This window comes from Terriglobales bacterium (genome assembly GCA_035567895.1).
In the GTDB taxonomy this organism is placed as follows: domain Bacteria; phylum Acidobacteriota; class Terriglobia; order Terriglobales; family Acidobacteriaceae; genus Gp1-AA112.
In genome coordinates, this window is record DATMPC010000105.1 from 29,667 (window position 1) to 53,901 (window position 24,235).

General features: G+C 57.0%; 24 protein-coding genes. 13 read left to right on the forward strand and 11 right to left on the reverse strand.

What is annotated here, in order from left to right; all coding sequences use genetic code 11:
• Positions 1–81 precede the first annotated feature (81 nt).
• Positions 82–1,158 (forward strand): methylated-DNA--[protein]-cysteine S-methyltransferase, encoded by a 1,077-nt coding sequence (locus VNX88_22480; GenBank protein HWY71451.1) that lies wholly within the window; start codon positions 82–84, stop codon positions 1,156–1,158.
• A 110-nt stretch (positions 1,159–1,268) separates the two neighbouring features.
• Here VNX88_22480 and rpsT read toward each other — a convergent pair whose 3' ends face one another.
• Entirely contained in the window at positions 1,269–1,538 is a 270-nt protein-coding gene (gene rpsT / locus VNX88_22485) for a 30S ribosomal protein S20 (protein ID HWY71452.1), read from the reverse strand.
• Positions 1,539–2,283: 745 nt separating this feature from the next.
• Here rpsT and VNX88_22490 point away from each other — a divergent pair.
• The 3 genes from VNX88_22490 (at position 2,284) to VNX88_22500 (ending at position 5,209) form a co-directional block, all read left to right on the forward strand.
• The gene (locus VNX88_22490) at positions 2,284–3,315 is read left to right on the forward strand and encodes a PhoH family protein (GenBank protein ID HWY71453.1); all 1,032 of its coding nucleotides are present in this window, start codon (positions 2,284–2,286) and stop codon (positions 3,313–3,315) included.
• A gap of 89 nt (positions 3,316–3,404) precedes the next feature.
• Complete coding sequence (gene ybeY / locus VNX88_22495; GenBank protein HWY71454.1) at positions 3,405–3,941, forward strand: rRNA maturation RNase YbeY; 537 nt, start codon at positions 3,405–3,407, stop codon at positions 3,939–3,941.
• A complete protein-coding gene (locus VNX88_22500) occupies positions 3,932–5,209 on the forward strand; it encodes a hemolysin family protein (protein ID HWY71455.1) in 1,278 nt (425 codons plus the stop codon). Before ybeY ends, VNX88_22500 begins: the two co-directional genes overlap by 10 nt.
• A gap of 82 nt (positions 5,210–5,291) precedes the next feature.
• Here the strand turns inward: VNX88_22500 and VNX88_22505 are convergent, their stop codons facing one another.
• Entirely contained in the window at positions 5,292–6,095 is an 804-nt protein-coding gene (locus VNX88_22505) for a transposase (GenBank protein HWY71456.1), read from the reverse strand.
• Between the two features lie 171 nt (positions 6,096–6,266).
• Between VNX88_22505 and VNX88_22510 the strand changes: the two genes are divergently transcribed.
• The 4 genes from VNX88_22510 (at position 6,267) to VNX88_22525 (ending at position 10,906) form a co-directional block, all read left to right on the forward strand.
• A complete protein-coding gene (locus VNX88_22510; GenBank protein ID HWY71457.1) occupies positions 6,267–6,605 on the forward strand; it encodes a PadR family transcriptional regulator in 339 nt (112 codons plus the stop codon).
• Positions 6,602–9,271, forward strand: coding sequence for an ABC transporter permease (locus VNX88_22515; protein ID HWY71458.1), 2,670 nt, complete (start codon positions 6,602–6,604; stop codon positions 9,269–9,271). Before VNX88_22510 ends, VNX88_22515 begins: the two co-directional genes overlap by 4 nt.
• A 196-nt stretch (positions 9,272–9,467) precedes the next feature.
• Positions 9,468–10,400 carry a GTPase Era gene (gene era, locus VNX88_22520; GenBank protein ID HWY71459.1) on the forward strand — a complete coding sequence of 311 codons (933 nt, stop codon included), beginning with the start codon at positions 9,468–9,470 and terminating at the stop codon, positions 10,398–10,400.
• A gap of 101 nt (positions 10,401–10,501) precedes the next feature.
• A complete protein-coding gene (locus VNX88_22525; GenBank protein HWY71460.1) occupies positions 10,502–10,906 on the forward strand; it encodes a GxxExxY protein in 405 nt (134 codons plus the stop codon).
• 47 nt (positions 10,907–10,953) lie between these two features.
• Here the strand turns inward: VNX88_22525 and VNX88_22530 are convergent, their stop codons facing one another.
• Together VNX88_22530 and hemW are read right to left on the reverse strand one after the other, a co-directional pair.
• Positions 10,954–12,033 carry a GntG family PLP-dependent aldolase gene (locus tag VNX88_22530; protein ID HWY71461.1) on the reverse strand — a complete coding sequence of 360 codons (1,080 nt, stop codon included), beginning with the start codon at positions 12,031–12,033 and terminating at the stop codon, positions 10,954–10,956.
• A gap of 84 nt (positions 12,034–12,117) precedes the next feature.
• On the reverse strand, positions 12,118–13,305 hold the full coding sequence (gene hemW / locus VNX88_22535; protein ID HWY71462.1) for a radical SAM family heme chaperone HemW: 1,188 nt from the start codon (positions 13,303–13,305) through the stop codon (positions 12,118–12,120).
• 148 nt (positions 13,306–13,453) lie between these two features.
• Between hemW and VNX88_22540 the strand changes: the two genes are divergently transcribed.
• The 5 genes from VNX88_22540 (at position 13,454) to VNX88_22560 (ending at position 17,385) form a co-directional block, all read left to right on the forward strand.
• The gene (locus VNX88_22540; protein ID HWY71463.1) at positions 13,454–14,701 is read left to right on the forward strand and encodes a beta-ketoacyl-[acyl-carrier-protein] synthase family protein; all 1,248 of its coding nucleotides are present in this window, start codon (positions 13,454–13,456) and stop codon (positions 14,699–14,701) included.
• A 109-nt stretch (positions 14,702–14,810) separates the two neighbouring features.
• Positions 14,811–15,977: a Xaa-Pro peptidase family protein gene (locus VNX88_22545; GenBank protein ID HWY71464.1), complete on the forward strand. Its 1,167-nt coding sequence runs from the start codon at positions 14,811–14,813 to the stop codon at positions 15,975–15,977.
• Between the two features lie 46 nt (positions 15,978–16,023).
• On the forward strand, positions 16,024–16,386 hold the full coding sequence (locus VNX88_22550) for a four helix bundle protein (protein HWY71465.1): 363 nt from the start codon (positions 16,024–16,026) through the stop codon (positions 16,384–16,386).
• Positions 16,387–16,522: 136 nt separating this feature from the next.
• Positions 16,523–16,942, forward strand: a complete 420-nt coding sequence (locus VNX88_22555) for an antitoxin Xre/MbcA/ParS toxin-binding domain-containing protein (protein ID HWY71466.1) — start codon at positions 16,523–16,525, stop codon at positions 16,940–16,942.
• A 14-nt stretch (positions 16,943–16,956) separates the two neighbouring features.
• Complete coding sequence (locus VNX88_22560) at positions 16,957–17,385, forward strand: RES family NAD+ phosphorylase (protein ID HWY71467.1); 429 nt, start codon at positions 16,957–16,959, stop codon at positions 17,383–17,385.
• Positions 17,386–17,393: 8 nt separating this feature from the next.
• Here the strand turns inward: VNX88_22560 and VNX88_22565 are convergent, their stop codons facing one another.
• The 7 genes from VNX88_22565 to VNX88_22595 form a co-directional block, all read right to left on the reverse strand.
• Complete coding sequence (locus VNX88_22565; GenBank protein ID HWY71468.1) at positions 17,394–17,741, reverse strand: gas vesicle protein GvpG; 348 nt, start codon at positions 17,739–17,741, stop codon at positions 17,394–17,396.
• A 122-nt stretch (positions 17,742–17,863) separates the two neighbouring features.
• Positions 17,864–18,733 (reverse strand): GvpL/GvpF family gas vesicle protein, encoded by an 870-nt coding sequence (locus VNX88_22570; protein ID HWY71469.1) that lies wholly within the window; start codon positions 18,731–18,733, stop codon positions 17,864–17,866.
• Positions 18,648–19,148, reverse strand: a complete 501-nt coding sequence (locus VNX88_22575) for a response regulator (protein HWY71470.1) — start codon at positions 19,146–19,148, stop codon at positions 18,648–18,650. Before VNX88_22575 ends, VNX88_22570 begins: the two co-directional genes overlap by 86 nt.
• Before the next feature lie 169 nt (positions 19,149–19,317).
• Complete coding sequence (locus tag VNX88_22580) at positions 19,318–21,456, reverse strand: ATP-binding protein (protein ID HWY71471.1); 2,139 nt, start codon at positions 21,454–21,456, stop codon at positions 19,318–19,320.
• A 24-nt stretch (positions 21,457–21,480) separates the two neighbouring features.
• Complete coding sequence (gene gvpA, locus VNX88_22585) at positions 21,481–21,798, reverse strand: gas vesicle structural protein GvpA (GenBank protein ID HWY71472.1); 318 nt, start codon at positions 21,796–21,798, stop codon at positions 21,481–21,483.
• Between the two features lie 48 nt (positions 21,799–21,846).
• The gene (locus VNX88_22590) at positions 21,847–22,197 is read right to left on the reverse strand and encodes a gas vesicle protein (protein HWY71473.1); all 351 of its coding nucleotides are present in this window, start codon (positions 22,195–22,197) and stop codon (positions 21,847–21,849) included.
• A gap of 362 nt (positions 22,198–22,559) precedes the next feature.
• Complete coding sequence (locus VNX88_22595) at positions 22,560–24,152, reverse strand: OmpA family protein (protein HWY71474.1); 1,593 nt, start codon at positions 24,150–24,152, stop codon at positions 22,560–22,562.
• Positions 24,153–24,235: the final 83 nt, after the last annotated feature.

The window sequence follows — 24,235 nt, forward strand, 5'->3', positions numbered from 1 at the left end:
CTCAGTGTCTCCGTGGTGAAAGGGTCTTTAGCGTCGAAATCCGGATAGCGGCATCCGATGGAGCTAACATAAAGTGCTTCCATGAGCACCGCAGCCGTGACGCAAATCAGCAATCCAGCCGAACTTTGGGATGCCGTAGTCGTCCGCAACCGCAAATTCGATGGCGCCTTGTACTACGGAGTGAGCACAACGAGCATCTATTGCCGTCCGTCGTGCCCATCTCGACGCCCAAAACCGGAAAACGTGCAGTTCTTTTTCGATCCTGACAGCGCTGAGCGCGCCGGATTTCGTGCCTGCCTGCGTTGCAAACCGCGCGAACAAGCTGGCTCGCAAAAGCTTCAGTTAGTGCGGAACGTGTGCCGCGCGGTTGAGAAAAACGTGGATTCGCCTCTGCCAATGAAGCAGTTAAGCGCTGAGCTTAAGATGAATGCGGCCACCCTAGACCATACTTTTAAGCAGAGTACGGGAATCACCATCAAGCAATACGCCGAGGCGCGGCGGCTTTCCTTGTTCAAAACTGCTCTCCGATTCCGGCAAGACGTGACCACCGCGATCTACGAAGCTGGATATAACTCCAGCAGCCGCGTCTATGAGCACTCGAATGCGAGGCTCGGAATGACGCCCGCGGCATACAGCAAAGGCGGAGATGGTGCGACAATTCGCTACGCAATTGCGCCTTATTCAGCGGGAAGAGCGCTGCTTGCGGTCACGGACAAGGGCATTTGCGGCGTCAAATTGGGAAACGATCCCGCCCGATTAGTCCGCGAACTTGAAGGCGAGTATCCCAAAGCGGAACTTGTGCATGCAGATGGCGAGCTTCGCGACTGGATGAGCAACCTCTTGCGGCGTCTTGAGGGCGAAGTTGATCTACCTGAGCTGCCCGTTGACGTGCGCACAACGGCCTTCCAACGCCGTGTTTACGAAGAGTTAAAGCAAATTCCTGCCGGAGAAACGCGCACTTACTCACAGATTGCGAAGAAATTGGGCGGAGAATCGGGCCGCAGAGCGGTTGCCCGAGCGTGCGCAACCAACAATGTAGCGGTGTTTATCCCATGCCATCGCGTCGTCCGCAGCGACGGCGGAATGGGTGGATACCGCTGGGGATTGGATCGAAAAGAGGATTTACTAGCGCGAGAACGTCAGAACCGGCGGCGGTAGCTGCTGGGTGAGTGTGCCCCGATCCATAAAACCAAAGCAATAATGGCAGCCAATCAAGGCTGCCATTGTCGTCTTTAGGGCGCAAATACGCCGCCTGCAGTGCCAGCTAACTACTTTACGGCGACGGTTTTAAGGCGCGCGCTGAGGCGGGATTTGTACCTGGACGCCGTATTCTTGTGAATTGTGCCCTTCTGGACGGCCTTATCGATCACCGAAACCGTCGCTCCAAAGCTGGATTGCGCATCTTTACGGTCGCCTTTAGCGATTGCCTCGCGCAATCCGCGCAGCGCTGTGCGCAGTCGGGACTTGTTTGCGCGGTTCACTAGCGTACGTTTTTCGGTCTGACGGGCGCGTTTAAGCGCGGAAAAATGGTTTGCCATGCCTTACTTTTGTTCCTTTAAGGGAGCTTAAATTGCCTAATCGGGTGGGATTTGGCGCGTAAACACCTGATTTTAACACGCGTTAAGGCCGTCTGGTCAAACCGAATGCAGCAGAAAATCCGCACTTTTGCGGCGCTGGAACACCAGTCTTGGGGTGCTGAGAGCCAGGTTTTGAGGCGCTTTAGGCGCAATTCCAGCGCACTCTTGAGGCACTCAGGAGCGCCTTTTGGGGCTTTCTCGCACTCGTTCCGGCGCCTTCTGGCGCCACCCGGCCTGCCATTTCAAGGCACGAAAGCATCTAATAAGCATCTGAAATCAGCCGCCAAGATTCGGAAATTTTCTGTCCCAGGAGCGTCCAAAAGGACAATGAACAATTGACACTCCGTTTATTGACTTCGAGGCGGACCGGGGATACTCTACGCCCGATGGATGTGCTCCACGAACGTGGACAACATTCCGCAGTTCCTCTGCTCGACTCAGCCAACAACTGTGATCGCGAATTCGGGCGCGCCCGCGTCTCTGGAGATTTTTTCACCACGGAGACACGGAGACACGGAGGAAGACAAAATAGGGCTGACTCTCGATATGAGCAATCTTCTTTGTTAAATCCGACAAGCATAGGAAAAAAGAAGACCGACCCTTTCCTGTTTTCCTCCGTGCCTCCGTGTCTCCGTGGTGAAAAAGAAGTGTACGTGAATCCGTCAGCTAAATTTCCCCTTCCGGGAGGACGAACCCTAACTAATCGATGAATAAGCAGCTTGAGATCACTCCGAACCTGGAGGCCCTGTTTGGTACCAGGGATGAAAACCTTCATCTGCTCGAAGGTGGATTGAACGTCTCTATCGACCTTCGCTCCGACCACATTTTCCTCGAAGGCGCGGCCCGCGACTTAGCTCGCGTGGAGCAAGTTTTCGCCGACTACGAGCATCTGCGCAAGACCGGATACACCTTCTATAACGGCGACCTCGGATCGATGTTGAAGATCGTGATCTCCGACCCGTCAGCCACACTGCGCGGACTCGCCGAAGCGGGACGTCAACGTTCGTTCGGCAAGCGCGTCGTGCAGCCCAAGAGCTTGAATCAGCGCCGCTATATCGAGGCCATCGAGAAGAACGACATGGTCTTCGGCATCGGCCCAGCCGGCACCGGCAAAACGTATCTTGCCGTCGCCATGGCCGTTGCTGCCTTGGTCAACAAGCAGGTGAACCGCATCATCCTGGCGCGCCCAGCGGTGGAAGCCGGCGAGCGCCTCGGATTCCTGCCCGGCACTTTGCAGGAAAAAGTTGATCCCTATCTGCGACCGTTGTATGACGCGCTCTACGACTTGCTCGACCAGGAAAAGGTCGATCGCTTTCTCGAGCGCAACATCATCGAGATTGCGCCCATCGCCTTCATGCGCGGACGCACGCTCAACGACAGCTTCATCATTCTCGACGAGGCACAAAACACGACCTCCGAGCAGATGAAGATGTTCGTCACGCGTTTAGGCTTCAATGCCAAAGCGGTAATTACTGGCGACATCACGCAGATCGATTTGCCCAATGCACGCCGTAGCGGACTGATCGAGGCGGCCGAGGTTCTCAAGAACGTAAACGGCATCTCGTTCAACTTCTTCGACGAAGGCGACGTAGTGCGCCACGTGCTCGTGCAGCGCATCATCCGCGCCTACGACGATCACAAGCAGCGGCTCGAGCAGCAGCTATCATTGTTGCCGTCCGGGGCTCCAGCGGAGCCGATGGTGGAGAGATCGAGTCCGTCGCCCGTGCTGGAACAGTAGTCAGTACCGGCGGCGGTAGCTGCTGGGTGAGTGCGTATACCTGATAACACTGACCTGGCGGCTACTGCCGCCGGTACTGATTATTCCCTATGAAAGACCCAGACCATCCCGCCAGTAGTTCCCAAATAAAAACAGCAGGATTGCAGCGTTTTCTGCGCGCGGCCCAGCGAATGGCTGGGATCTCTGGAGAGGTGAACGTCCTCGTCACCTCCAGCGCGCAGATGCGTCGCCTGAATCGCAATTTTCGTGGCAAAGACAAGGCCACGGATGTTCTGTCGTTTCCAGCCACCCATAATGGGAAGGTCAAGCTGGCGGGGGACATCGCGATTTCGAAAGAGATCGCGCGAAGGAATGCGAAGTCTTTGGGACATTCGCTGGAAACCGAACTGAAAGTTCTCTTGTTGCATGGCCTTCTTCATCTGGCAGGCCACGATCATGAAAAAGATCAAGGCGAAATGGCCGCCGTGGAGCAGAGGCTGCGCGCAAAGCTGAAGCTGCCGACCGGATTAATCGAGAGATCGACGCTGAGCGGAGCTACAGTCAGAAAAAGGAATCCCTCCTTTTCCTCTGTGTCCTCCGTGTCCTCCGTGGTGAAAAATGGCGCCAGGAGCACCCCATGCTCATAGCCATCGTCATCGCGCTCGTGATCCTGTCGGCTGTGCTGGCGCTAGTTTCTTACGTGGAACGCCTTTATGCCGAAAAGGGAAAGCTCCTGTCGCGCGATTTTGAAGAGAACATCGAGGCTTATGAGCAGCGGGTTGAGCCCAGACTTGGAGTAAGTTCGGCGCGGGCCGCGCTCTCAATGCAGTTGCTCTCGCAGCTCCTGACCGCCTCGATTGCTCTCATCATCGGGTACGCTACGTTCATGGAGGGCCGCTGGACGTGGGGCGAGGTAGTCCAGGCGGCGGTTTCGATCATCCTCATCATCGTCGTCTTCAATCGGCTGATCCCGTATCTGCTTTTTATCCGTACGAAGGGAGACTGGCTGACGAAATCTATTCCCGTTCTGAAGCTCTTGATCTGGTTCGCTCTGCCGCTCACGATTCTTCTCGGCTTCAGCATGTCCGTTGCGTCGCTTGCCGAGCCACAAGAAGCCGAGCAGGAAGAACACCACTCAGAAGCAGTCGATGCGCTCCTCGAGGCAGGCACGGAAGAAGGAATCCTCGAAGAGAGCGATCGCGAGCTGATCCAGTCGGTGGTCCAGTTTGGCGACAAGATCGTCCGCGAGGTAATGAAGGCGCGGCCTGACATGCTTGCTGTGCCTGCGAATACCACCATCGAACAATTGACCGAACTGCTGCGGAAGCAGCCGCACTCGCGAATTCCGGTGTACGATCCCGATCTCGACCACATTCAGGGCGTCGTCTTCGCCCAGGATGTGCTTCAAGTACGCGATGAAGACGCCCGCACCGAGACCGTGGCGAAGCTCATGCGCCCAGTCCACTTCGTTCCCGAAATGAAAAAGGTGAGCGAGTTGCTGCGCGAGATGCAGCGCGAAAAGATCCAGATGTCCATCGCCATCGACGAATACGGCGGCGTGGCCGGCCTGGTCACGCTCTCGGACCTGCTCGAAGAGATCGTCGGCGATATCGGCAGCGAACACGAGCGGCGCCCCCAGATCGTGCGCGAAAGCGAGAGTTCGTATGTATTGCCCGGCGCCACCGATTTGGACATGCTGGAAGAACTGTTCGACTACCGGCCCACCGACGTAGAGGCCACAACGGTAGCCGGACTCATAAGCGAGCTCGCCGGCCGCATCCCACAACCCGGCGAACAGGTCGAACACGACCACCTGCGCTTCGACGTCCTCGAATCTACAGATCGCCGCATAGAACGCGTCCGCGTAAGCAAGCTGGTAGCCGAGCCAGAACCGCAGAAGTCAGGAGCGGCCTAGGAATCGGGTGAGCGAGCAGTACCGGCGGCGGTAGCCGCTGGGTCAGTGGGAGCGCAGCGACTACTGCTCGTCGTGCCCGCCACTACTGCCGCCGGTCTGCTGTGCCTCGCCCGACGCCGCGGGAACGTCGTCTTGGTTCGTCCAGCTCCGGGATTGGGCCGTCTTGGTCATTGATCACGTACTCCTTGGCGCGTCCGATTCCCAATTCGGTCCATATATAGCGCTTACCGCCGCGCTCTGACCAGGGGCTGTTCAGGCTACGCCATAAGCTGGCATCCCGCAGCCGCTGCGTTGAATGTGCCTTCAGGGCATTTAGCACACGGCTCGGCTGAGTGGTTGCGCTAGCAATCAGGGAATGAGCGTGATTCGTTCTCACATTAATTGCCAGAACAGTCCAATCGTGGAAGTCACAAGTCTCGCGGATCGCCGCTTCTACGCACTTACGTTGTGCATCACTCAGGCTAACTGGCGCTTGCTTTAGGCGGCGGACGTTGTACCCGTGCCAGCGGTCATTGCTGGGAATGAATGCTGCGCCGTATTGATTGTGGTGGCGATCGGTCGCTCCTCGCTCATCGCCATGTAGCCACGTGCCATAACAGCGAAACGTGATGAGGTAAGCGAGAGGAAGGTCTGCACTCATGTTCCTGCGAGCGGCGGCCGCCGCGCGCGAGGCAGTGTAGCACCACGCAACTACTTGGCACGAGAGTCGTCGGGCAGTACCGACCGCAGTGGCAACCGAATCTGCGGGGGCATACCGAGCATCAGTCGCTGCGCTCCGATTGACCCAGCGGCTGCCGCCGCCGGTACTGCCGCTGCAGCCGCCGACCGACTGACTCCAGCGTCCCGACTGGATAGACCTATTGCTTTCCCATAGGACTCGTGTCATGCTCTATGGGATTCCAATAGGAGATCGCAATGAGGGAGCAGTACCGGCGGCAGTAGCCGCCGGGTTCGCGAGGCATACCGAGCGGTAGTCGCTGCGCTCCGATTGACCCAGCGGCTGCCGCCGCCGGTACTGCCTAGAGCATCCTCTATGGGATCCCAATAGGAGACTGCCATGGGCGAGAAGGAAGTGCGTCAGGGGACGTTGGCGCTGATGGTTCTCAAGACGCTGGAGAGCATGGGAACCCTGCACGGTTACGGCATCGCGCGGCGCATTGAGCAGATTAGCGGCGATTTGCTGTCGGTCAACTATGGGACGCTCTATCCCGCGCTTCTGAAGCTCGAGCAGGAAGGGTACATCGCGTCGGAGTGGGGAGTCTCTGAGAACAACCGTCGCGCCAAGTACTACCGGCTTACTCGGGCTGGCAAAAAGCAGGTTGAGCGCGAGATGCGTGATTGGCAGGAGACCACCGCGATCCTGGCGCGGTTCCTGGCTCCGGAGGAATCGCAATGAAAAATCTTCGTGCCCTGCTTGCCCGAGTTGCCGGTTTCTTCGACCGGGATCGTCGCGATTCTGAGTTACACGCAGAGCTTGAGAGTCATCTGCAGATGCATATCGACGACTCCGTCCGCTCGGGCATGTCGCCCGAGGAGGCGCGGCGACGGGCGCTACTTAAGCTCGGCGGCGTGGAGAAAGTGACAGAAGCTTATCGCGAACAACGAGGACTGCCGTTTCTCGAGACGCTCGCACAGGACGTCCAATTCGCGTTTCGCGGGATGCGCAAGAACGTCGGATTCACCTGTGTTGCGGTTGTCACACTTGCATTGGGTATTGGCGCAAATACGGCCCTGTTCTCTGTGGTGAATGGAGTACTGCTGAATCCGCTGCCGTATCCCGAATCGGAACGGCTGGTCATTGTGTACAGCTCCTCAAAAACATTCGACCATTCTTCAGTCTCATATCCGAACTTTCTCGATTGGGAGAGACAGAACAAGAGCTTCTCCTCAATGGCTGCCTTCCGTAGCGATGACTGGAATCTGACCGGACAAAGTGAGGCGGAACGTCTGCGCGGCTACATGGTTTCGTCCGGCTTCTTTGCGACGCTGGGGGTGGCTCCAGTAATTGGTCGCACCATCTCCGTAGACGAGGACAGAATCGGCGGAGCTCCCGTGGTGATGATTGGACACGGATTGTGGCAGCGAAAATTCGGAGCTTCCGCTGACGTCCTGGGAAAGACGATGATCCTGAACGGTGTGGGATATACCGTTGTAGGAGTCGTCCCCGCCAGCTTTCGCTTATATAGCGGCGACAACACTGAGATTTATGTTCCGCTGGGACAATGGGATGATGCGACATTCCGCAACCGGCGTGTCGGAATGGGAATGCGGGTACTCGGACGCCTTAAACCTGCAGTTACAGTGGAGCAGACGCGGGCCGACATGGAGAGCGTCGCGCGCAGCCTGGCAGCCGCATACCCCGAGTCAAATGCCGGTTCAAGCGTGAGCCTGACTCGCTTGAAGGACGACATGGTAGAAGGCACGGGACCGATGCTCCTGGTATTGTTTGCTGCCGTCGGCTTCGTGCTTCTTATCGCGTGCACCAACGTCGCCAACCTGCTGCTGGCCCGCTCGACGGGACGCAGTCGCGAGTTTGCCGTGCGCAGTGCGATGGGAGCGAGTCAATCCCGCCTGGTGCGTCAGCTGCTGACGGAAAGCGCGCTGCTCGGCCTGATAGGCGGAGCGCTTGGGTTGTTGTTCGCAGTAGAAGGCATGAAACCCTTGCTTGCCGCCGTTCCACATGCTCTGCCTCGGTCGCGCGAGATCGCGGTGGATGGCCGGGTGTTGTTATTCACTTTGGGAATGTCTATTGCAGCCGGCATTCTTTTCGGCCTCATTCCGGCGTTGAAAGTCTGGCGGACGAATCTGCAGGAGACTCTGAAGGAGGGCGGTCGCGGTTTGTCGGGCACGCGGCATCGCGCGCAAAATGTTTTTGTAGTAATCGAGATGGCGGTCGCACTGGTGTTGCTGGTTGGCTCCGGGTTGATGATCCGAAGCCTGGTCGTCCTATTGGGAGTGAATCCCGGTTTCGATCCGCACAACGTGCTGACCCTCAATGTCACGATGCCTCCGGGTCTCACGTCCGATGCGCCCCACATCCGCGCTGCATTGCGTCAGTTGCATGATGTCGTCCGAAACACGCCGGGAATCGAGTTTGCCTCTCTGGACGGCGGCACGCTGCCGATGGATGGAGACTCGGAACTTCCGTTCTGGCTCGAAGGTCAACCCAAACCCGCCACCGACTCGGAGATGAATTGGGCGCTCTTCTACCTTTCGGAGCCGGATTATCGGCAGGCGATGGGAACTCCGCTACTCCGAGGACGGTTCCTAACAGAGGCGGACACGGAACGCTCAGCGCCGGTTGTAGTGATTGACGAGTTCCTCGCGAACAAGTTCTTCCCGAATGGGGACGCAATCGGAAAACATCTTAATCTTGGCATTCTTGAAACACAGCCAGAAATCGTTGGCATCGTGAGCCACGTGAAGCAATGGGGCCTGGACACGGATTCGCAATCCAAAATCCAGGCGCAGATCTATGTGCCTCTGACGCAGGTGCCCGACATATTCATGCCACTCATAAAACGCGGAATTGGTTTGGTGGTGCGCTCGGAAGCAGCGCCGTTGTCGTTAATTCCGGCAATTCGGCTCTCGATTTCGCAGGTCAACAACGAGCACGTGGTCTACGGCGCCCAAACGTTGGAACAGATTGTCTCGGATTCTCTCGCGGACCGTCGTTTTGCCATGGTGCTGCTTGGCGCGTTTGCTGGTCTGGCTTTGCTACTTTCGAGCATCGGAATCTACGGTGTGATTTCGTATCTGGTTGGTCAGCGAGTCCAGGAGATCGGCACGCGCATGGCGTTGGGAGCGCAGCGCAAGGACGTTCTGCAACTCATACTCGGGCGCGGCGTGATGCTCGCAGCGATTGGCGTGGTCGTAGGAGCCGCACTCGCCTTGGCACTTACCCGGCAAATGCGAAGCATGATCTACGGCGTTAGCGCCGCCGATCCCATGACGTTCCTGGCTGTGTCACTGCTGTTGATGCTCGTTGCCGTTGCAGCCTGCTATGTGCCGGCACGACGCGCGATGCGCGTCGATCCCATGATGGCGTTGCGGTATGAGTGAGGGAGGAAGGCAGTACCGGCGGCGGTAGCCGCTGGGTACGTACGCCCGGGCTACTCACTCACGCAATACGGTGTCGGAGTCTGATGGACCCAGCGGCTACCGCCGCCGGTACTGCCTTGTCAGGCCGTACAATCAGACAAGTTCTTACTTCACCCGATGACCCGATCACCCGATCACCCGATTTCTGCCATCCACCATGTCCTTTAGATCCGGCTTTGTTTCCATCATCGGTCGTCCCAATGCGGGAAAGTCTACGTTGCTCAACGCACTGGTAGGCGAGAAGGTGGCGATTGTTACGCATAAGCCGCAGACTACGCGGCATCGCATTCAGGGCTACGTCAACGTGAAGGGTGGGAAGGGAAGACCACCCGGACAGATTGTGCTGATCGACACCCCGGGAGTGCACAAGCCCGACTCGCCACTCGGCAGCCGCATGATGCGGGAGGTGAATGCCGCGCTCGAAGAACGCGATGTGGTTCTGCTGATCGTCGACGCCACGCAGCCGTTCGGCAAAGGCGATCAGTTTGTTATCGAGTTGCTCGATAAGGTCAGCTCGCCCGTGATCTTGCTGTTGAACAAGATTGATGTGATCGAGAAGCCAAAGCTACTGGAGATTATCGATCGCTACTCCAAGCTGCGTGACTTTGCAGAGATCATCCCCATCTCGGCCACGAAGCGCAAAGGATTAGACGAGTTGATTGATGCAGTCATCAAGAGATTGCCTGAAGGTCCGCGCTACTTCGACAAAGATCAGATCACAGACCAACCAGAACGAGCGCTCGTGGCGGAGATGATTCGCGAGCGCGTGCTGATTGAGACGGGCCAGGAAGTGCCATACGCCACTGCGGTGAAGATCGAGCGGTTCGAAGAAGGAGACAAGCTAACCCGCATCGCCGCGGCTATCTATTGCGAACGCGAAGGGCAGAAGGCGATCCTTATCGGGAAGGGTGGGGCGATGCTCAAGCGCATCGGAACATCGGCGCGCAAACAGATCGAACGCTTGGTGGGAACGAAGGTATTTCTCGAGTTGTTCGTGAAGGTCCGCGAGAACTGGCGAAGCTCTGAGGCAGCGCTGGATGATCTGGACTGGCGGAATGAAGTGGGGAGTTTGGGGAAGACCAAAAGCTAGAACAAGGAGTCGGAGGCTTAAAAGCAAAAGCAACACCAAAACCAAAAGCTAGAACGCGGATCGAACGGATTTAACGGATCGGACGGATAAAGCGAGGGGGGATGAAACACGAGGCTCTGACTGAAAAGCTGATTGGCGCGTTTTATGCGCTTTACAACGAACTTGGTCATGGATTTCTGGAGAGCATTTATCAGAGGGGATACGCGTTTATGCTGAAGGACGAAGGGCTTCCATTCGTTGAGCAGGCTCCCGTCCGGGTGACGCATCGCGGTCGCGATCTGGGCGAGTTCAAGATGGATCTCGTTGTGGAAAATCTCGTACTTGTAGAACTGAAGGCCGTGAAAGTTCTAGATGCTTCGCACGAGAAACAAGTCTTCAACTATCTGAAGGCCACAAGTATCGAGGTAGGCCTCCTATTCAATTTTGGTCCCCGGGCTCAGGTCAGGCGAATCATACTTGAGAACGAATACAAGCTTCAGCACAAGGCGGCTGCTGCAATCTCCTGAGGGTTATCCGTCCGATCCGTTAAATCCGTGTTCTGGTTTCTTGCTGTTCAGCCGCACACTTTCCGAATGATCTCTGCAGCCTGTTCGCAATCGGCGCGGGTTACATCCATGTGCGTCAATAGCCGAACGATCGAATCGCTTACTGCGCTGCCGATCACGTTCTGATCGCGCAGGCGGCGGAGAATCTCGTCGGAGGTCATTCCGGTTGCGCTTACGTCGAAGATGACGATATTGGTCTTCACCTTTTCGGGGTTAATTCCTAATGTGGGAATCTTAGCGAGAGCGTCTGCGAGGAGTCTTGCGTTGGCATGGTCTTCGTGGAGGCGCTTCGGCATTTCTTCGAGCGCGATCAGGCCGGCTGCGGCGAGAACTCCTGCCTGACGCATGCCGCCGCCCAGTGCTTTGCGGACTGAGCGTGCCTGGTCGATGAAGCTGCGGCTGCCTACCAGCATGGAACCAACCGGCGCTCCCAGGCCCTTTGAGAGACAGAACATTACTGAATCAAACTTGTGCGTCACGTCGGCTACAGGCATCTTCAGCGCGACTGCAGCGTTGAAGACGCGGGCGCCGTCGAGGTGCACGGGGATTCCGCGATCGTGGGCGGCGTTGCAGACTTCTTCCATTACCTCGACTGGACTGACCGTGCCTCCGGCCATGTTGTGGGTATTTTCGATTTCGATAAGACCGGTCTGCGCGCGGGCGTAGCTGTAGGACGGAATTTTCTTCTTGATCTCCGCCCAGGTGAGGATGCCGTCGTCGCCACGGAGCGTACGCAGGACGCATCCGGAGAAGAGAGCGGGCATGCCCATCTCCCAGTCGAGGATGTGAGCGCGCTCTTCGCAGATGATCTCCTGCCCGGGGCGAGTGTGCACCTTAATCGCGATCTGATTACCCATGGTGCCGGTCGGGACGAAGAGCGCGGCTTCGCGCTGGAAGATGCGGGCGGCGCTAGCTTCCAGGCGATTCACGGTGGGATCTTCGCCATAGACGTCGTCGCCGACTTCGGCTTCGGCCATGGCTTTGCGCATAGCCGCCGTAGGACGCGTCACGGTGTCGCTGCGTAGGTCGATTACGGATTTGGTTGTGCGCTCTTGAGGTTCGAGCAGTTGAGTGGCGGTCTTAGTCATGAGTACCTCATGGAGGTCAGTACCGGCGGCGGTAGCCGCTGGGTCAGTCCTATGGTGATCAACAGTGTTGTAGCTAACGCTCACTCACCCAGCGGCTACCGCCGCCGGTACTGCTATGAAACGCTCAAACACTTCGTTCGACAACAATCTGCCTCGGGAAGTGAGTCGCAGCGAAGTTCCCGATTGCTCGAGCAGCCCCAGATCGCGGAGCTCATCAATCTCCCGTTTGAAACATTGCGCTACCGCGGGCTCTGCGTTGAGATCGATTCCTCTATTCAGGCGCAGGCCGAGAAACATCGTTTCTTCGCCGGCGCCTTGATGATCAACGAAAGTTGTCTCCGGTTTGGACGAATCTGCGAAATACGCAGGCAGATCCTCTGTATTAGCGAAGCGGACCGCTTCGAACTTCGGAGAGGTCTTGCTCGCGAAGAGCATCGAGTGCGCATCGAGGCCGAGGCCGAGATATGGCTGGCGCGTCCAGTACTTCAAGTTGTGACGGGACTCGCAGCCTAGCCGTGCAAAATTCGAGATCTCGTACTGCGGGAGCCCCGCACCGTTCAGAAAATCGATCGCTTCAAGATAAAGATCGGCAGCTAGATCCGAATCGGGAACATGATGAGCATGATAGCGCTCGCCGCCTGCAATCAGTTCGCGTCCTAAACGTGAATCTTCATCGATTTCGAGGATGTACACGCTGGCATGCGGCACACCTGACTCAACGAGTTGTTCGAGAGAGGTACGCCACGTCTGCGTAGTCTGGTGCGGCAGTCCAGCTATTAGATCCACATTGATACTGTTAATGCCGGCTGCGCGCAATGCGGTGATCTCGGCTAAGGTCTGTTGCGCAGTGTGGAGGCGGCCGACCGACTTGATTTCCTCATCGACGAACGACTGCGTTCCCAGACTGACCCGGTTCGTGCCTCCGTTGAGCATGGCTTCGAGGATCTCGGGACTTAGGGTTCCAGGCGCGCATTCCACAGTGATCTCCGCGTCCGCTTGTACGTCGAATTCATTTCGAATCGCTTGAAAGATACTGGCGAGTTGATCTGGAGCCAGCGTGGTGGGAGTGCCGCCGCCGAGGTAGATCGAATCGACTGTGCGCTCGAATTTGGCATCGAGGCTCTCAGCCAGTGCCTCTGCACCCGCGATTTCCTGCTGTAATCGCCCGATGTATCCGCTCATCTTGTCGCGGGAAAACACACCGGAAGCAAAGTTGCAGAAACTGCACTTGGAGCGGCAAAACGGAACGGAGACGTAGAGGCCGAGAGGCATGAGGAGCTAAGCTTCATTATAGGGAAGCAGGAATCGGGCGATCGGGCCATCGGGTGATCGGGCGAAGTAGAGGCTCCTTGCCGCGTCATCCCGTGGTTCCAGACCAACTTCGCGATAAGCGCATAGAATCGAGGGCTGAGGGCCACACATGGTGAAGCGGGCGGTGATCACGGGCATTGGGGTTGTGAGTCCGAACGGGACTGGGAAAGAGGAGTTCTGCAGGGCGATCCTGGCGGGAAAAAGCGGAGTGAAGAGGATCACGCGTTTTGATGTGAGCGATCTTCCTGTGCAGATCGCGGGCGAGATTACGGACTTCAACGAACTGGCCTGGATTGATCCGCGCGAGCGCAAACACGTGTCGCGAGCCGTGCCTCTGGCCGTTGCTGCCTCGACAGAGGCTTTGCGTGACGCGGGAATCGATTGGGATTCGATGTCGCTGGAGAAAAAGCGTGACATTGGCGTGATGCTAGGCAGCGGGGGTGGAGCGCAGGAGTTCAGCGAGCAGCAATACCGCCATTACTTTCAGGGTACGGTGAAGCAGGCGAGCTTGTTCAGCATCCCCAGCGGCACAATGGGGACGCTCTCCAGCGAAGTGAGCATGCGTTTCGGCTTCCGCGGATACAGTCATGTCTTTACCACTGGTTGCACTTCGTCCACGGACGCATTGGGCTACGCGCTGCGTCAGATCCAATTTGGATCGCTGCCGGCGATGCTAGTCGGCGGGGTGGATACCCCACTTGCTCCGGGAATCATGAAGGGCTTTTGCCTGATGAAGATTATGACGCCGTCGTGGAACCAGAATCCTGAGCGCGGATCGCGTCCGTTCTCTCAAGATCGCGACGGATTTGTTGTGGCTGAGGGCTCGTGGATGTTTGTGCTCGAGGAGTACGAGCATGCGCGCGCACGAGGGGCCCGCATCTACGCCGAAATCGCCGGATACGGTTCCACCTGCGAAGCCTTTCATCGCGTGCGCCTGGCGGAGTGCGGCGAGGAGCCGGCGCGGGCCATGCAATTGGCCATGCAGGAAGCCGGTGTTTCAGCCGACAATGTGGATTACGTGAATCTGCACGGAACGTCTACGCAGCTTAACGATCGCATCGAGACGCGGGCGCTGAAGCTCGCGTTGGGAGATCGTGCGAGGTCTACTCCGATGTCGGCGCTCAAGTCCCAAATTGGGCATCCACAAGGAGCCTGTGGAGCGGCGGGGGTAGCGGCGACGGTGATCGCAATGCATCATGGCGAAATTCCGCCGACCATCAACCTCGATAATCCTGATCCCGAATGTGACTTGGACTATGTGCCGCAGCCTGGACGCAAGGCTCAGATCGAGCATGCTGTTTGTAATTGCATTGCGTTTGGCTCGAAGAACTCGGCATTGGTGCTGCGACGGCTTTGAGGTGTCATTCCGAACGAAGTGAGGAATCCTTAGGTGCTCCCATGCGGCGTGGGTACAGTAGGGATTCCTCACTTCGTTCGGAATGACAAAACGTAAGTAAAATGCTGACATGAATCTCGACGCCATTCAGTCTGCGCTCAAGGAGCGGAAGTTCAGCGCCTGGCTTTTCTACGACCATCACCATCGTGATCCTATTGCGTACCGCGTGCTCGGATTACGTCCAAACATGATGGTTACGCGGCGCTGGTTTTATTTGATTCCCACCGAAGGCGAGCCGCAAAAGCTCGTTCATCGCATTGAGGCTGGCCACCTCGATGATTTGCCCGGAAACAAGCGGAGCTATTCGTCGTGGCAGGAACTGCAGCGATACTTGCAAGAAATCGTTACGCCCTATCGCAATCTCGCGATGCAGTATTCACCGCAGAACGCGATTCCGTACGTCGGCCTTGTGGACGCAGGCACAGTGGAACTCGTGCGCAGCTTTGGAGTGAACGTTGTCAGCTCCGGCGACTTGGTAAGCCAGTTCGAAGCTGTACTTAACGACGAGCAGATCGCCAGTCACTTTCTCGCGCGTGATGCAGTCGACCGCATTACTGCAGAAGCGTTCAAGACGATTGGCGAGCGCGTCCGCAATGGCGGCACGCACGAGTACGAGATGGCCCAGTGGATCCTCGAGGCTTTTCGCCGCGAAAATCTTATTTCGGAAAACTCGCCGATCGTCGCTGCGAACTCGCATAGCGGCGATCCGCATTTTGAACCGCGCCCTGATCGTTCGCAGCCCCTGAAGGAGGGTGACTTCGTGCTGCTCGATATCTGGGCTAAGACTAAAGCGCCGGGCGCTTGCTACTACGACATCACGTGGACTGGCTTCATCGGGCAGAATCCGGGAGAGCGTCAGCGTGAGGTATTCGAAATCGTGCGCGACGCGCGCAAGTTAGGCTGCGAAACGGTGAGAAAGGCCTTCGCCGACAGCCGCAAGATCGCGGGTTGGGAGGTCGACAAGGCCGTGCGCGAGTTCATCCAAAACAAAGGCTTCGGCGATCAATTCGTGCACCGCACCGGACACAACATCAGCAATGCGATCCACGGCAACGGCGCCAACATCGATAACTTCGAAACCAAAGACGAGCGTGAGATCCTTCCCAACACCTGCTTCTCCATCGAGCCAGGAATTTACTTGCCCGAGTTTGGCGTTCGCAGCGAGGTGAATGTGCTCACGCGTCCAGGCAAGGCGGAGGTGACGGGGAGAGAGCAGGAGGAGATCGTATTGATCTAGCTGCTGAGCTTCTAAGCTTCTGAGCCTTGTTTCGGAGGACTCGAGGTTGACTGACTTCAAACAGCTCAAGGTTTGGCAAAAAGCTCACGATCTGACGCTCGCGATTTATCGAACGACTTCCACGTTTCCCAAAGAAGAGCTTTATGGACTGACCTCGCAGATGCGGCGTTGCGCTGTATCAATCGGTTCCAACATCGCTGAGGGTCGGGGCCGAGACGGCGATCCAGATTTTCAGCGCTTCATTGGAATTGCGATAGGTTCAACGGCGGAGCTTGAGTATCAGATGTTGGTGTCACGAGACTTGGGATATCTCAACCCCGACCAGTATCAAACGCTGCTAGCTTCACTCTCCGAAGTAGGAAGAATGCTTGTAGCTCTACGATCACGAATCAGAGCGACAGCCTCGTAACTAACAGGGTCCTCCCTAAAAGAACCAGTAAATCAAGGTTAATAGATTCAATGGCTTAGAGGCTAAGCAGCTTAGAAGCTGAGCAGCTTGGTTACATTTTGCCGCTTCTAACGTGGCATAATGTTATGCAGAATCTATGACCGCTCTTCATCAGCAGCTTGGGCAGTGGTTGGGCGTTCGCCCTCCCGAATCGGAACAGGATGTGCTCGATCTGATTGAGCGCCAACTTCCGGCTTCCTCCATCAACCGTCTGGTGACGCTTGGTGTTACTCGCTCCGAGGTAGGCGCGCTGGTAATTCCGTTGCGCACGTTGCAGCACCGGCGCTCGCGTAGGGAGAAGCTTACGATAGAGGAGTCGGATCGCTTGCTTCGGCTCATGCGCGTTCTTTCCCAAACTGAAACTCTCTATGGATCGCGCGAACGGGCGCTGAAGTGGCTGCGCCGGCCGAATCCGCGATTGGGCAACCGCTCGCCCTTTGAGTTGTTGAAGACCGACGCCGGCAGCCGCATTGTCGAGGAACTGCTCGTTCAAATCGACGAAGGTATGTTTGTCTGATCCAGCTCTGGCGCATCAGCAAGCACAAAGAGTTGAGTGGGACCGGCGGTCTGCGTGCTCCGGGCCGCTGGCATAATGCCGGCTCACCGATCGTCTACTTGGCCGAGACTCCGGCCGGCGCACTGCTCGAAGCTTGCGTTCACACCAGCGCCAATGATTTCCCGCCGAAGTACACGTTGCTGTCGGTCCGCGTCGACGATCAGATCCGCACCGAGATCTTTGACGGCAAGATGCTGCGTAAAGACTGGATTGGTCACTTGGACGAGACGCGAGAGATTGGGTCAGCGTGGCTAAAGTCGCAACGCTCGGCCCTGCTGCTCGTGCCTAGTGCGCTGGTGCCGGCAACATCCAATGTGCTGCTCAATCCGCTGCATCCAGACGCAGCGCGAATCCGCATTGATTCCGCGTATGAGTATCCATTTGATATGAGGATTAAGAAGTAGCTGATGAGCTATCTTCCCGGGCCGACATTTTCATCGGAGTCCGGATCCCAGGTGAGTTCCACTCCGGAACCTTCCTTTACTTTGCCAGTGAAGCCGGTGGCTTCTTCTGGTGGGAGTCCTGCCAGTTCGCGCTTGCGTTTCTGAATTTCGCGCAGTTCGCGCAGAATTTCGGTTTCCTGCTTGACGTATTCGTCTTCGGTAATCGTGCCTTCCTCGAGCTCCACCTGAAGGTGTAGCAGACGTTCCTTGATCGAAGCGTCGTCGGTGTACTGTTCCTCAGCGACTTTGGCTAATGTCCGGAGAATGGCCTTGAAGCCGGTGATCGGGAGCGCGAGGAGGTCGTCGAGGATAAGCATAATGTGATTAGGGAATCGGGTGATCTGCTAATCTGGTGATCGGGTGAAGTAACAGCCAAACACTGTCAGATCGAAAGCCTCCGGTTTTCACTTCGCCCGATCACCCGATCATCCGATTCTTCTTAGTTTGCGCTTCCCCTCTCCAATTTCAAGCGTATGTTCACGAAGTTATATGGCGGCCATGGGCCGGTGTATTTGAAGTTCAAGCGATCGCCAAACTTTTGCGCAACCGCGTTCACTGCAGCGTCAAACTCCGTCTCTTTATCTTTCTGGATGAGGAAGGCGGCGTTCATGATCATTTTGTCGCCGATAACCTTATTGTCGCGTGAGGCCACACATACGGTTCTTAGTCCGTCGTAAATTTCGCGGACAACCTCTGCTGCGCGCTCGGAGAGGGCTTTATCAATCATGCGTCCGAGCTGCATGCGTGCAAAGTAAGTGGACTGCAGGTGTTTGCGCGTGAGTTCGTGTTGGAAGCGGTGAATCTCTTCGTTCTCGCGCTTCAGTTCTTCGACGATGCGATCGCGGTCCCAAGTGACCTTAAGGCCGAACTCCAGCTTGTTGGCCATCTGCTTGAGCACGTCTTTGAGTGACGGATAAATGCTCTTGAGCACCTCCCGGATATCGTCGTCGGTGCGGAAGACTGTACCGAAACTCATGGGGATGATCGTGTTCGACTTCATCACCGTCTCGATCACGTGCTCGTGGGCGAGTGCGTTTTCGCGCGTGGGATCGAAGATGAAGACCGGAGTCTTGCTCACGACCGCCGCCACGTCGCCGTGCTGGACGCAATAGACGCTCTCGCCCATACCGCCAATGCCGATCTTGCCGAAGCCGACGTTGTCGCGGGCTTCGATCACGCCATAGACGTAGCGGCCTTCCTGCTGCTGCGACTGGGGCTGACCGTTAGATTGCCCGAGTGCGGGAGCGTCGACCGGTTCCAGGCTGTGTACTTCCTTCCGCGCTGCTTCCTTCTTCGGCCGTGCGGGGATTGAGCCCGCTTTCTTCTTCGTTGTTTTCGAGGGGGTCATACTCTTCTCTCAAAAGTTTATCGATCGTCGTAAAGAACTCTTCAATGTCGATTGGCTTGTACAGAATGGCAATGCCATCTTTTCGCGCTTGCTCGGCGGTCTCTCTGCTTGCGTATCCGGTGAGAATGGCGGCCTTGGTGCTTGCCTGCTTCTTCCGCCCGTAGTCGATGACCTCAAAGCCGGTGTGCTCCTGTTCCAGGGAATAGTCGCAGAGCAGCAGGTCGAAATCGCGGCGATTCAGCGCCTGGATTGCCTCCACAGACGAGATCGCAGTTTCGACGTCGTATCCCTTGCGCGACAGGATCAGACCGTAGGTGGTGAGCACCGCGCGCTCATCGTCCACTACGAGAATCGAGAATTTCTTGTCGGTCGGCACTAAAGTCAAAACCCTTTCACCACGGAGACACGGAGGCACGGAGAAAGGCGTTGGGAGTTCTGTCTGGCCTCTTCCTCGAACTTGGTATGCACAATAGAGCGGACGGTTCGACACCCAGGCGCTCCCAAGGATTTTCTCCGTGTCTCCGTGTCTCCGTGGTGAATAACCCTCATCTCGTTGCAGGCAATTCGATCTTGAAGATCGTGCCTTTACCTACCTTACTCTTGACTGAAATCTTGCCGCCGTGGTTGCCGATGATTCCGCGGACAATCCACAAGCCCAGCCCAGTGCCTTTCTCGCCCTTTGTCGTCACGAAGGGTTCGAAGATCGTCTTCCGCAATTCCCTGGGAATTCCGCTTCCAGTATCTGCAACCAGAAGCCGGATACTTCCAAGCGGATACTCTTTACCGTGCCGCACATGACGAGTACGCAGTTGCAGCCGGCCACCCTCGGGCATGCTGTCCTTGGCATTGATTACCAGGTTCGAAAGCACCTGGCGCAACTGGTCGGCAGCAACAACCGCGTCAGGCAAGTCGCGCAGCTTGGTCTTCACTTCGATATTGCTCCGCTGTAGCTGGCGATTCAGCAGCAGGACCGTGTCTTCTACCAGCGTGTTGATATTAACGGGCTTGACCTGCTCGTTGTTTCGATACAGGCCAAGCATTTGCCGCACGATGCGAGCAACGCGCTCGGTCTCTGACTTCAGGATGTCGTAGACCGGCTGCGCATCGGCTTTCACCGAATCTGCCAGCAGATAGATCGCGTTCTTGATCGCCTCCATGGGATTGTTGACCTCATGGGCGATAGTGGCGGCGAGGCGTCCCGCGGCAGCAAACTTCTCGATTTCCAGCATGCGACGCTCGACTTTCAACTGCTCTACGCGGCGGAGCGCCGTCAGATCTCGTAGGACTGTGACGGTAAAGGCCACTTGTCCGCGCTCGTCGTAGATCTTGCCGGATCGCGTGTCGTATTCGATCTCCTGCTTCGTATTGGGATCGCTTAGTTTCAGGATGCCACTTTCCTTATCCGCAAAGCCAAAGGTGAACGCAGTGACGTACGCGTCAAGTTGCGCCTGATTTTTGACGCGAACCGTATCGGATAAGGTTTCTTTCTCGTTAATGCCGAACAAGTTCTGTGCCAGAGGATCCAGCAGCGCGACTTTTGCCGATCCATCACACACAACAATTGGATCGCCGACGCTCTCGATGATCACGTTCAGGCGGTCGCGATCCTGACGAACCAGCTCTTCGGCAGCGCGCAGTTTCTCGTAGTTGGTACGCAGCTCCTGGTCGGCGCGGCGCAGATCGGTGACGTCGCGCATCACGGTTACCATGCCTATCGGCATACCGTCGCGTGTGAACGTTGGCGTACAGACGGCCTCGAAGAGCATCTCTTCGCCTTCGATGGCATCGATGAGAGTCAGATCGCGCGAGGCCTCCACGCCCGAGACGGCCACGGAAGACAGCGCTGCGGAGAAGAGCAGGTTATTCATCTCCACCGCGCGCGCCAGGCCTTCGGTAAGCCCTTCTGCGACTGTGCTGTCTGGAACCTTAAAGAAACGCTCCGCAGCCCGGTTCTGAACGATTACCCGGTAGTGGTTATCGGTAAGGATTACCGGATCGCTCATCGATTGCATGACGGTCTGCAACTGGGCGATGGTTACGTCCATGTCCGTCATGCGGTTGTAGTAGTGCTCAACCTTAAACAGCCGGGAGAGATAGCGGTTGGCCATCTCGATCAGGTTGCTGAGCGGGATAAGTTCCGGAGTGGCCTTGGAGGGCAGTTCCACTGCCACCAGCGCGGCATAGGCGCGCATGTTGCAGGTGCCGCAAACCTGGCTCTCCAGACTCATCTTGCGGCGCCTGAGGTTGTTGTCGACCGCCAGACACTCGGCGCGTCGCTCGCGCTCGGCCTCCCAGCAAACGCTGGTGTTGCCGTACATGATGGGATGGCAATAGAGGGAGCGATGGTGTAGGGAAGAGTCTCTTACCACGCTCGGGCGCTGTGAATTCAGCACGTCTACTACTGCATTTTCCGCGGCGAAGAGCGAACTGCGAAACCGGTCGAGGTAATTCTTAGAGCAGTTCAGCGAGGCTGAAGGGAGGACCTCGCCGGTTTCAAAATCGACGGCAACGATGAATGTACGCTGAAAGCCTAGGCCAACGATCTCTTCCAGCAAGATCGGGTAGACCTCTTCGGAGCGCTCCGCCTGTAGGAGGCGTAACGCTGCTGGAGCGCCGCGTGAAGCGACGCGCAACCGTCGTTTGACCGGCTCTGGCTTGTGCAGACGAAGTTCAGGCGTTGCCATGAGGACCCTTGTGGGCGTGCAGGCTTACCGCCGACCTCCGCCCTTCTTGGGCCTGCGAGCTCGCGGAGCTGGTACGAGGTCCTCACCCTCTTCTTCCTCGCCTAATCCGCCTTGCTCACCACCTGAGAGTTTCGGACGGCTAATGGTGGGCATCAGTCCGACTGCGTCGGCGTACCGCAGGTAGGTCTCGATGGACGCAACCACAACGCGAGCCTCCACCGTAATGAGATCAATACCGACCAGGGAGATACGCACCCACGCGTCTATGACCATGCCTTTGTCGAGAATGCGATCAAGAACATCGATCAGGCTTGATCCGCCGGATACTCTCTCAACAGCCATCTGGGCCCCTCCTCAATCTCTCCACTTTTGCTTGTTTCATAGTTATTGTTATTTCTTTCGTAATCCCGGTTTTGGCCGTGTCATAGGCGGAGTCGCGGACCGCCGCGGTCTCCCCCCTAAGACAGAAGCAACGCTGCGGTTTTGCGTCGACGCAGGCAGACTGCGCGTCCTTGTTTCTGTCACCTGGCGTGTAAGGTTCGGATCGAACTTCCACCAGTTCATTCCGATCTGCTCCGCCTTGTCGACAGAGCAAATCAACAGCCGAATGCGGATGGTCAGCAACTCGACATTGGCCAGGGAAACGCGGATGTCACCCGCAATCACCAGACCCTTGTCGAGGATTCGATCCAGGATGTCTATAAGGTTTGTGGTGCCGGAAACCGTAGGTGCTCGTTCCATCCGTCGAGTCTCTCTATAACATCAACGCTAAAAAACACGAACTGCTCACTGTACAGAAAACAGCACCAAACAGCCAAGGCTGTAGACCTTGTTAGACAGAAAAAAATGGAAATGCGCCAAGACGGGTGCGGGGAAAGCATCCGCGGGGAGTGCCTGACAATTCCAATAAACCGAATGGTTCGATGCGGGTCAGCAGGGCAGAGTTGCCTCTGGAAGAAAAATCCTCTCTGCAGGATTCGAGGATTAGAGCTCGAGGATTAAGTCTCTCCAGTGATTGACCTGAGTGGTCCATCGTCCTCGTAGAGACGCAGCATGCTGCGTCTTTACTATGCAGACGGTAAATCCGTCGCGTGGGTTGCGTGCTATTGCCCGCGCGGGGAACTTACCGCAACATCTGTTCCAATCGCTTCGCCGGAGAGCACCAATTCCACGCGCCGGTTCCGCTGTCGGCCTTCTGGCGTGTCGTTGCTGGCGATAGGCTGCATCTTTCCCAAGCCTCGCGCTGTCACGGCGGCTGAAGCGACACCCTGGTTTACGAAGTAATCACGCACAGCTTGTGCGCGTTGTTCGGAGAGCCGCTGGTTATATTCATCGGTTCCGACAGCGTCGGTGTGTCCTTCGATCGCAACCTTCAGGCTCGAATAGGCCAGCAGGATACCCGAAACTTTAGCGAGGCGCTCGCGAGCCTCCGGCTTCAGTTCGTACTTGCCAGTCTGGAACAGCACGTCGCCCATGTTGGCGATCAGGCCGCGTGCGGTGTCGTGCGTCTCAAGCACAGCATTGAGCTGCTGCAACAGGCGCGCGCGAAGATCCGCTTTGTCCTTTTCAGCCTGTTGACGGAGACGGTCGGCTTCCTGCGCGGCAGCCCGGGCTTTATCGGCTTCCTGTGCTAGCTGCTGCTGTTGCGCCAGTGCAGCCTGACGGGCAGAATCTGCTTCTGCTTTCGCTTGTTCAGCCTGAGCCTTGGCTTGTTCAGCCTGCTGCGTCGCTAATTCGGCTTCCTTGCGCATGCGCTCAGCTTCGCTTCGCGCTGCTTCTGCTCTAGCGCGATCTTCTTCCGCCTGAGCGCGGCGCTGTGCTTCTGCCGCTGCCTGAGCGCGGGCTTGCGCTTCGCGCTCGCTCGAATCACGGGCCAGGCGCTCCTCTTCCTGCTTCTTGAGTGACATCACACGGGCGTCTTCAGCAGTCTGGGCAGCGTCGCGGGCATAAGTTGCAACCGACGATTTCTGCTTATTGCGATATGCCGTTTCGGCGTTGGATAGCGATTTTTCAGCATTGGCCAGAGCACTGGCAGCGTACTTGTCAGCACCAGCATTGCGCGCGATGCGTACCGCATTGCGTGCTTCAAATAGGCTCAGCGGAGTACGCGGATCGATTCCGAAAATGGCATTTTCAATGCGCGCGTTCGATGACCTATAAGCGTCACGTCCCAAGAGCTGGTAACTGAACTGGATCTGTTGCTCCATTCCCGCGGTGTCGGAGCGCAGCATGTTCTCAGAGATCACGAGACTTCCCGGCTGCGTCACGGCAAAGTACGGCTCAGCCGTAACCACCAACCCGAAAGTCTGCAATTCCGTAGTGGCCTTTACCTCTGTCTGGCCATGACTGAGAACCAGTTCCCCTAAATTTACGGCGCGACCCTGCGGGCTGATGGCCCACAAAACATAGGTCAGGTACTCCATGCCGAACTTGTTGGCGGGCTCCAGGCCAGCCATCATGAGTTCCACTTCCACACGTCCCTTGCGGCTCTTGACCTGCGCCTCACCGCCGGCGGAGGGCATTAGCTCCGTGCCCTGCATGTTGACCTTCGACGACGAAGAATTGCGATAGTTGATCGCCTTCATCTGGTGAGCGACAGAAGGTTTGCCGATAGATGCGGCCTGTGAAGACGCGGTCTGAGCGGCAGCCGTAAAGCTGAGAGAAGCTGCCAGTGCAAGATGGACAAGTGGTTTCATTGACCTCTCCGAAATGGCGCATTCTGGGGGAGGACAGAGAATCGCCTGAAGGATGTTATGCATTGCGGGTGTGACAGAGAACG

Coding starts and splice junctions, on each gene's coding strand:
- VNX88_22480 (HWY71451.1), top strand. CDS start 82: ATGAGCACCGCAGCCGTGACGCAAATCAGCAATCCAGCCGAACTTTGG.
- rpsT (HWY71452.1), bottom strand. CDS start 1,538: ATGGCAAACCATTTTTCCGCGCTTAAACGCGCCCGTCAGACCGAAAAA.
- VNX88_22490 (HWY71453.1), top strand. CDS start 2,284: ATGAATAAGCAGCTTGAGATCACTCCGAACCTGGAGGCCCTGTTTGGT.
- ybeY (HWY71454.1), top strand. CDS start 3,405: ATGAAAGACCCAGACCATCCCGCCAGTAGTTCCCAAATAAAAACAGCA.
- VNX88_22500 (HWY71455.1), top strand. CDS start 3,932: ATGCTCATAGCCATCGTCATCGCGCTCGTGATCCTGTCGGCTGTGCTG.
- VNX88_22505 (HWY71456.1), bottom strand. CDS start 6,095: ATGACACGAGTCCTATGGGAAAGCAATAGGTCTATCCAGTCGGGACGC.
- VNX88_22510 (HWY71457.1), top strand. CDS start 6,267: ATGGGCGAGAAGGAAGTGCGTCAGGGGACGTTGGCGCTGATGGTTCTC.
- VNX88_22515 (HWY71458.1), top strand. CDS start 6,602: ATGAAAAATCTTCGTGCCCTGCTTGCCCGAGTTGCCGGTTTCTTCGAC.
- era (HWY71459.1), top strand. CDS start 9,468: ATGTCCTTTAGATCCGGCTTTGTTTCCATCATCGGTCGTCCCAATGCG.
- VNX88_22525 (HWY71460.1), top strand. CDS start 10,502: ATGAAACACGAGGCTCTGACTGAAAAGCTGATTGGCGCGTTTTATGCG.
- VNX88_22530 (HWY71461.1), bottom strand. CDS start 12,033: ATGACTAAGACCGCCACTCAACTGCTCGAACCTCAAGAGCGCACAACC.
- hemW (HWY71462.1), bottom strand. CDS start 13,305: ATGCCTCTCGGCCTCTACGTCTCCGTTCCGTTTTGCCGCTCCAAGTGC.
- VNX88_22540 (HWY71463.1), top strand. CDS start 13,454: ATGGTGAAGCGGGCGGTGATCACGGGCATTGGGGTTGTGAGTCCGAAC.
- VNX88_22545 (HWY71464.1), top strand. CDS start 14,811: ATGAATCTCGACGCCATTCAGTCTGCGCTCAAGGAGCGGAAGTTCAGC.
- VNX88_22555 (HWY71466.1), top strand. CDS start 16,523: ATGACCGCTCTTCATCAGCAGCTTGGGCAGTGGTTGGGCGTTCGCCCT.
- VNX88_22565 (HWY71468.1), bottom strand. CDS start 17,741: ATGCTTATCCTCGACGACCTCCTCGCGCTCCCGATCACCGGCTTCAAG.
- VNX88_22580 (HWY71471.1), bottom strand. CDS start 21,456: ATGGCAACGCCTGAACTTCGTCTGCACAAGCCAGAGCCGGTCAAACGA.
- gvpA (HWY71472.1), bottom strand. CDS start 21,798: ATGGCTGTTGAGAGAGTATCCGGCGGATCAAGCCTGATCGATGTTCTT.
- VNX88_22590 (HWY71473.1), bottom strand. CDS start 22,197: ATGGAACGAGCACCTACGGTTTCCGGCACCACAAACCTTATAGACATC.
- VNX88_22595 (HWY71474.1), bottom strand. CDS start 24,152: ATGAAACCACTTGTCCATCTTGCACTGGCAGCTTCTCTCAGCTTTACG.